The organism is Oceanicella sp. (assembly GCF_056449545.1).
The window spans coordinates 44,444-51,280 of sequence record NZ_JBWOMN010000085.1; the positions used below are offsets into that span (position 1 = coordinate 44,444).

General features: G+C 69.0%; 5 protein-coding genes. 4 read left to right on the forward strand and 1 reads right to left on the reverse strand.

Annotated features, from left to right (window positions below):
* The first annotated feature begins 51 nt into the window (after positions 1 to 51).
* A complete protein-coding gene (locus AC1HC7_RS11820) occupies positions 52 to 246 on the forward strand; it encodes a hypothetical protein (RefSeq protein WP_479497497.1) in 195 nt (64 codons plus the stop codon).
* Here AC1HC7_RS11820 and AC1HC7_RS11825 read toward each other — a convergent pair.
* Positions 237 to 869, reverse strand: coding sequence for a TetR/AcrR family transcriptional regulator (locus AC1HC7_RS11825; protein WP_479499045.1), 633 nt, complete (start codon positions 867 to 869; stop codon positions 237 to 239). The two genes, AC1HC7_RS11820 and AC1HC7_RS11825, sit on opposite strands and share 10 nt — an antisense overlap.
* A 144-nt stretch (positions 870 to 1,013) precedes the next feature.
* Here AC1HC7_RS11825 and AC1HC7_RS11830 point away from each other — a divergent pair, with 144 nt between their 5' ends.
* The 3 genes from AC1HC7_RS11830 to AC1HC7_RS11840 are packed head-to-tail and all read left to right on the forward strand — an operon-like array spanning position 1,014 to position 6,632.
* Entirely contained in the window at positions 1,014 to 2,606 is a 1,593-nt protein-coding gene (locus AC1HC7_RS11830; protein ID WP_479497499.1) for a trimethylamine methyltransferase family protein, read from the forward strand.
* A 13-nt stretch (positions 2,607 to 2,619) separates the two neighbouring features.
* Positions 2,620 to 4,656, forward strand: a complete 2,037-nt coding sequence (locus AC1HC7_RS11835) for an oxidoreductase (RefSeq protein WP_479497500.1) — start codon at positions 2,620 to 2,622, stop codon at positions 4,654 to 4,656.
* Positions 4,656 to 6,632 (forward strand): oxidoreductase, encoded by a 1,977-nt coding sequence (locus AC1HC7_RS11840; protein ID WP_479497501.1) that lies wholly within the window; start codon positions 4,656 to 4,658, stop codon positions 6,630 to 6,632. Before AC1HC7_RS11835 ends, AC1HC7_RS11840 begins: the two co-directional genes overlap by 1 nt.
* Positions 6,633 to 6,837 lie beyond the last annotated feature (205 nt).

The window sequence follows — 6,837 nt, forward strand, 5'->3', positions numbered from 1 at the left end:
CCGCGGCCGGATCGGCAGGAGGGGCGCTGGCCGGTCTGGCGGCTGGCGGCGATGCTGTATCCGTTCGCGGCCGCCGCGGTGGCGATCAACCTGTTCATGTTCGGGCTGCTGGCGCGGCTCGCGGACTGGCCGTCGATTTCGCCCTGGACCGCGATCGCGCTCAGCGCGCCGCTGGGCGTGCCGGCGACCTGGTGGTGCGCCAGGCGGCTGCGCGCGCTGATGGACGAGGCCGACGGCTACGAATGAGCGGCCCTGCCCGCGTGCCGGGCCATGAAGCGGGCGATCTCCTGCGCCGTGGGGCGCTGGCCGGTGAAGGTTTCCACATAGGCGGGCATGCGATTCAGGCGCTCGGCCATGGGCTCCTCCACCATCATCGCGATGTAGCCGATCTGGGTGTAATAGACGGTGTGGGCGCGGATGTCGGCCTGCTCGGCGTCAAAGCCGAAACGGGCGAACATGGCGGCGATGGCGGCGATGCGCGTGCGATCCGCGTCCCGCAGGATGGCTTTCAGCTTCGGCGCGCTCTGGGCCCAGTTGCGGATGGCGAAATCCAGCCGCGCGTCGAACAGGTCGCGATCCACCCAACAGTCGAACAGGTTGAGCATCGCCTCGGACACGCTGTCGGCGTATCGCGCGGTCCGTTCCGCCAGATTGCCGGTGTTCTTGGCCTGCCAGCGCCGGATCAGCGCATCCAGCAGCGCCTCGCGATCCTCGAAATGCCAGTAGAAGCTGGTGCGCGACATCCCCAGCGTCTTGGCCAGCGGCATCACCTTCACCGATTCAACGCCGGAGGTCACCAGCAATTCGTAGGCGGCGTCGAGCCACAGATCCTCGGACCCCCGCCAGCCCCGCTGTCTTGTCGTCGTCATCGCATCCATGGCCCGCAGTTAGCAGGCGGGTCGGGCGAAGGCAAGATTATCGACATGCATGTCAATTTTATTGACATGCATGTCTCGGCGCCTGATCCTCCCGGCGCGCGCCTGTCGGATCAAGGCGGCGACAAGGGGGGATGAATGACGCAGCAAACCGCAACGGCCGGCGAGACCCGCGCGCCTGCACCCGCCATGCGGCGGGGGCGCGCGGCCAGGCGCGCCGCGCGCAAGGATGACGGCGGCCAGAACCGGCATCTGGAAACCCCGTTCATCACCCGCGGCATCCCGCCCTACGACCTGCTGGACGAGGAAAGCCTGCAGGGGATCGAGACCGCCGCCGAAACCATCCTCGCCGAGATCGGCATCGAGTTTCGCGACGACCCGGAAACCGTCGATCTGTTCAGGCGCGCCGGGGGGCGGGCGACGCCGGTGTCCGAGGCCGCCTGGAACATCCGCTTCGAACCCGGGATGATCCGCGAGATCCTGAAAACCGCCCCGGCGCGTTTCACCCAGCACGCCCGCAATCCGGCCAAATCTGTGGAGATCGGCGGCGATTCCATGGTGTTCGCCCCCGCCTACGGATCGCCCTTCGTGATGGATCTGGACGAAGGGCGGCGCTACGGCACGATCGCCGATTTCGAGAATTTCGTGAAGCTGGCGCAATCCTCGCCCTGGCTGCACCATTCCGGCGGCACCATCTGCGAACCCACCGACATCGCCGTCAACAAGCGCCATCTGGACATGGTCTACGCCCATATGCGCTATTCGGACCGGGCGTTTCTGGGGTCGATCACCGCGCCCGATCGGGCCGCCGACAGCGTCGAGATGTGCCGGATCCTGTTCGGCGAGGATTTCGTGGACCGGCATTGCGTGGTGATGGGCAATTTCAATTCGACCTCGCCGCTGATCTGGGACGGGGTGTCGACGCAGGGCATCCGCATCTACGCCGAGGCCGGGCAGGGCTCGATCCACCTGCCCTTCCTGCTCGGCGGCGCGGTGTCGCCGGTGACCATGCCCGGCGCGGTGGCGCAAAGTCTTGCCGAATCCATGACCGGCTGCGCGCTCACGCAACTGGTGCGCCCCGGGGCCCCGGCGATCCTGGCCTCGTTCCTGTCATCGCTGTCGCTGCGCAGCGGCTCTCCGACCTTCGGCACCCCGGAACCGGCGCTGGGCTCGCTGGTCATGGGGCAGCTGGCGCGCCGGCTGAACCTGCCGCTGCGCTGCGCGGGAAATTTCGCCACCTCGAAACTGCCCGACGCGCAGGCGATGAGCCAGGGGGCGATGTCGATGATGTCGGCGGTGCAATGCGGCGCCAACTATATCCTGCATGCGGCCGGGTTCCTCGACGGGCTGCTGTCCATGTCCTACGAGAAATTCATGCTCGACGCCGACATGTGCGGCGCGTTGCACGCCTATGTCGCCGGGCTGAAGGTCAATGACGACACGCTGGGGCTCGACGCGCTGCGCGAGGGCGGGCCGGGGGCGCATATGTTCGGCGCCCGGCACACGCTGGCGCATTACCGGACCGCCTATTGGGACAGCGGCCTCAACGACGACCAGCCCTATGAAACCTGGTTCGAGCAAGGCGGCGACAACGCCATGCAGCGCGCCAACGTCAGGTGGAAGAAGACGCTGGCCGACTACCAGGCCCCGCCGCTTGACAAATCCACCGACGAGGCGCTGAAGGATTTCATGGCGCGGCGAAAATCCGAAACGCCCGACGCCTGGTATTGAATAGGGGGGACCGATGTCCAAGGATCCGCTGCTGCAACCCTACAGGCTCAAGCATCTGACCCTGAAGAACCGGATCATGACCACCAGTCACGAACCGGCCTATCCCGAGGACGGGATGCCGAAAGACCGCTACCGCGCCTATCACGAGGCGCGCGCCAAAGCCGGCGTCGGCATGACCATGACCGCCGGATCCGCCACCGTGTCGCGCGACAGCCCCCCGTCATTCAACAACATCCTCGCCTATCGCGACGAGGTGGTGCCATGGATGGCGAAGCTCGCCGACGCCTGCCACGAACACGGCTGCGCGGTGATGATCCAGCTCACCCATCTGGGCCGGCGCACCGGCTGGAGCAAGGGCGACTGGCTGCCGGTGCTGTCGCCCTCGCACAAGCGCGAAGCCGCGCATCGCGCATTCCCCAAGAAGCTTGAGGACTGGGACATCGCGCGCATCGTCGCCGACTACGCCGACGCCGCCGAACGCATGCAGGCGGCGGGGCTGGACGGCATCGAGCTGGAGGCCTACGGGCATCTGATGGATCAGTTCTGGTCCCCGGCGACCAACACGCTCGACGGCCCCTATGGCGGCGGGCTGGACAACCGCATGCGGTTCTCGATGGAGGTGCTGGAGGCGATCCGCAAGCGCGTCGGCGACGCGTTCATCGTCGGCATCCGCTACACCGCCGACGAGGCCATGGAAGGCGGAATCTCCACCGCCGAAGGCGTCGAGATTTCCCGCCGCCTGAAGGATTCGGGGCTGGTGGATTTCCTGAACGTCATTCGCGGCCATATCGACACCGACCCGGCGATGACCGACGTGATTCCGGTGCAGGGCATGAAAAGCGCCCCGCATCTGGATTTCGCCGGCGAGGTGCGCGCCCAGACCGGCATGCCGGTGTTCCACGCGGCGCGCATCCCCGATGTCGCCACCGCGCGCCACGCCATCGCCGCGGGCAAGCTGGATCTGGTGGGCATGACCCGCGCGCACATGGCCGATCCGCAGATCGTGCAGAAGATCATCGAGGGGCGCGAGGCCGACATCCGCCCCTGCGTCGGGGCCACCTATTGCCTCGACCGCATCTATCAGGGGGGGGACGCGCTGTGCATGCACAACGCCGCCACCGGGCGCGAGCTGAGCATGCCCCACGACATCCCGCCCGCCGGAACGCCGCGCAGGCTGGTCGTGGTCGGCGCCGGGCCGGCGGGGCTGGAGGCGGCGCGCGTCGCCGCCGAGCGCGGCCATCATGCGACGGTGTTCGAAGCCGCGCCCGATCCCGGCGGACAGGTGCGGCTGCTGGCGCAAAGCGCGCGGCGGCGCGAGATGATCTCGATCATCGACTGGCGCATGGCGCAATGCGCGGCGCGCGGCGTCGAATTCCGCTTCGGAATCTGGGCCGAACCGGCCGAGGTGCTGGCCGAAAACCCCGACGCGGTGATCGTCGCCACCGGCGGACTGCCCGATTCCGAGGCGCTGGAGTCGGGCAATGAGCTCACGGTCACCGCCTGGGACATCATCTCGGGCGACGTCAGGCCCGGGCGCGAGGTGCTGATCTATGACGATGCGGGCGATCACGCCGCGCTGCAGGCCGCCGAGATCATCGCCGCCAGCGGCGCCAGGGTCGAGATCATGACCCCCGACCGCAGCTTCGCGCCCGAAGTCATGGCCATGAACCTCGTGCCCTACATGCGCGCATTGCAGGACAAGGACGTGACCTTCACCGTCACCTACCGCCTGAAAAGCCTGCGGCGCGAGGGCAACCGGCTGACCGCCGCGATCGGCTCCGACTACATGGACCTGAACCGGGAACGCAGCTTCGATCAGGTGGTGGTCAATCACGGGACCGTTCCGCTCGACGATCTGTATTTCGCGCTGAAGCCGCAATCGTCCAATCTGGGCGAGGTGGATCACGGCGCGCTGATCGCCGGGCGGGCGCAGACCCTGCGCCCCAACCCGGCGGGCGCCTTCCAGTTGTTTCGCATCGGCGACGCGGTGTCCTCGCGCAATGTGCACGCCGCGATCTACGACGCGCTGCGGCTGGTCAAGGACCTCTGATGCTCGACCGGCTGTTCACGCCCGTCGCGCTGCGCGGCAAGACCCTGCGCAACCGCATCGTCTTCGGCGCCCACACCGCCAACATGGCCGAGGACGGGCTGCCGGGCGCGCGCCACATCGCCTATTACCGCGAACGCGCGATCGGCGGCGCGGCGATGATCGTGGTGGAACCCATGCCGGTGCACGCGGCGGCGGTGCTGACCCGGGGCAATTTCCGCCATTCCGACGACGCGGTGATCCCGGCGTTCCGGAAGCTCACCGCGGCGGGGAAGGCCGAGGGCGCGGTGATGATCCAGCAGCTCTACCACGTGGGCGCCCATGGCGACGGCGACAATTCCTGGCACCCGGCCTGGTCGCCCTCGGGCGGGCCGAGCTGGCATGACAGCGATTCAAGCCACGCCATGACCGAGGCCGAGATCCAGCAGACCATCGACGGATTCGCGCAGGCCGCCCTGCGCTGTCGCGCGGGCGGCTTCGACGGGGTCGAGATCTGGGCCGCCTATCACGGGCTGCTGGACCAGTTCTGGACCCCGCTGTCCAACCGGCGCGACGACCGCTGGGGCGGCTCGCTTGAAAACCGCACCCGGCTGTCGCGCGAGGTTCTGAGCCGCATCCGCGCGGAATGCGGCGAGGATTTCATCATCGGGCTGGCGGTGAGCGACGACCCGCAGGCCGCCGCGCATCTGAGCCGCGATGCCATCGCCGAGATCATCGCCCTGCATGACCGCGCCCGGGCCATGGATTACGTCACCTGCGGCACGGGCAGCTATTTCGACTTTTACAAGCTGATCCCGACATTTCTGCATGGCGAAAAGCTCGGCGCCCCGCTGGCGCGGCGCCTGCGCGCCGCGGCGCCGAACGCGCTGATCATCGCCGAAAGCCATATCCGCACCCCCGACAACGCCGAGGCGGCGCTGCGCGAGGGCGCCGCCGATCTGGTGTCGATCGTGCGCGGCCAGATCGCCGATCCGCATCTGGCCGCCAAGGCCGAAGCCGGGCGCGCGGACGACATTCGCGGCTGCCTGTCCTGCAACCAGATGTGCTGGGGGCGGCGGTCGCGCGATTACTGGATTTCCTGCGTGGTCAACCCCTCGGCGGGGCGCGAGCATGTCTGGAACGGCGACCGGTTCGCACCGGCGGACACCCCGAAAACCGTGCTGGTGGCAGGGGCCGGCCCGGCGGGGCTGGAGGCCGCGCGGGTCGCCGCCGAACGCGGCCACCGGGTGACGATCTGCGAGGCCGGGCCCCGGGTCGGCGGGCAGTTCCGCCTTGCCGGGCTGCAGCCGCGCCGGGCGCAGATCCTCGACCTGATCGACTGGCATGAGCGCCAGCTTGGCAAGCTGGGCGTGGATCTGCGCTGCAATGCCCCGCTCGACGCCGATGACATCCTGGCGTTCGGGGCCGATCGGGTGATCCTCGCCACCGGCTCGCTGCCCGCCGGGACCGGGTTCCAGAAATCCATGGCCCATCTGGCGCGCCTGCCGGGGATCGGGCGCGGCGACGTCTGGTCGCCCGAGGAGGTGATGGCCCGCGCCGCCCGCCTGGGCGATCGGGTGATCGTGCTCGACGAGGGCGGCAACTGGCGCGGCTGCGGCACGGCCTGGAAACTGGCCGAGGACGGGCGGAAGGTCACGATCGTCACCCCCGACCCCATGGTGGGCGGGGAATTGCAGCGCAGCGCCGCGGATTTCCCGCTGCGCCAGCGGCTGGCGCGGCTCGGGGTGCGGTTCGTCACCGAGACGGCGATTTCAGAATGGACCGCAACGGGCGCCGCGACGGTGGATCTGCTGAATGGGGAGGCCGGCCATGTCGCCGCCGACAGCCTGGTTCTGGCGACGGCGAATATGGCCGAAACCGGCGTCGCGGCGGCGCTGCGCGACCGCGACGCGGCGTTTGATCTGATCGGCGACGCCGCGGCCCCCCGGCAGGCGGCTTTCGCGATTTACGAGGGGCGAAAGGCGGCGCTGGCGATCTGAATGTTCCGCCGCCGGGGCGTCGCGCCGGTCGGCGCGCAGGCCCAACGAAAAACGCCCGCCGATCATGGCGGGCGTTTCACGAACAGGAACATGGCAGAGCCGCGCGCGCGCGCGGCGCGCGCGGCGGGCGGCCCCCGGCCCGCCCACCGTGAGTTTCGACACCACCCCCGCGCCCACCGGGCGGCCGCCCGAGCGGATGGCGCAC

Coding starts and splice junctions, on each gene's coding strand:
- AC1HC7_RS11820 (WP_479497497.1), top strand. CDS start 52: ATGCTGTATCCGTTCGCGGCCGCCGCGGTGGCGATCAACCTGTTCATG.
- AC1HC7_RS11825 (WP_479499045.1), bottom strand. CDS start 869: ATGACGACGACAAGACAGCGGGGCTGGCGGGGGTCCGAGGATCTGTGG.
- AC1HC7_RS11830 (WP_479497499.1), top strand. CDS start 1,014: ATGACGCAGCAAACCGCAACGGCCGGCGAGACCCGCGCGCCTGCACCC.
- AC1HC7_RS11835 (WP_479497500.1), top strand. CDS start 2,620: ATGTCCAAGGATCCGCTGCTGCAACCCTACAGGCTCAAGCATCTGACC.
- AC1HC7_RS11840 (WP_479497501.1), top strand. CDS start 4,656: ATGCTCGACCGGCTGTTCACGCCCGTCGCGCTGCGCGGCAAGACCCTG.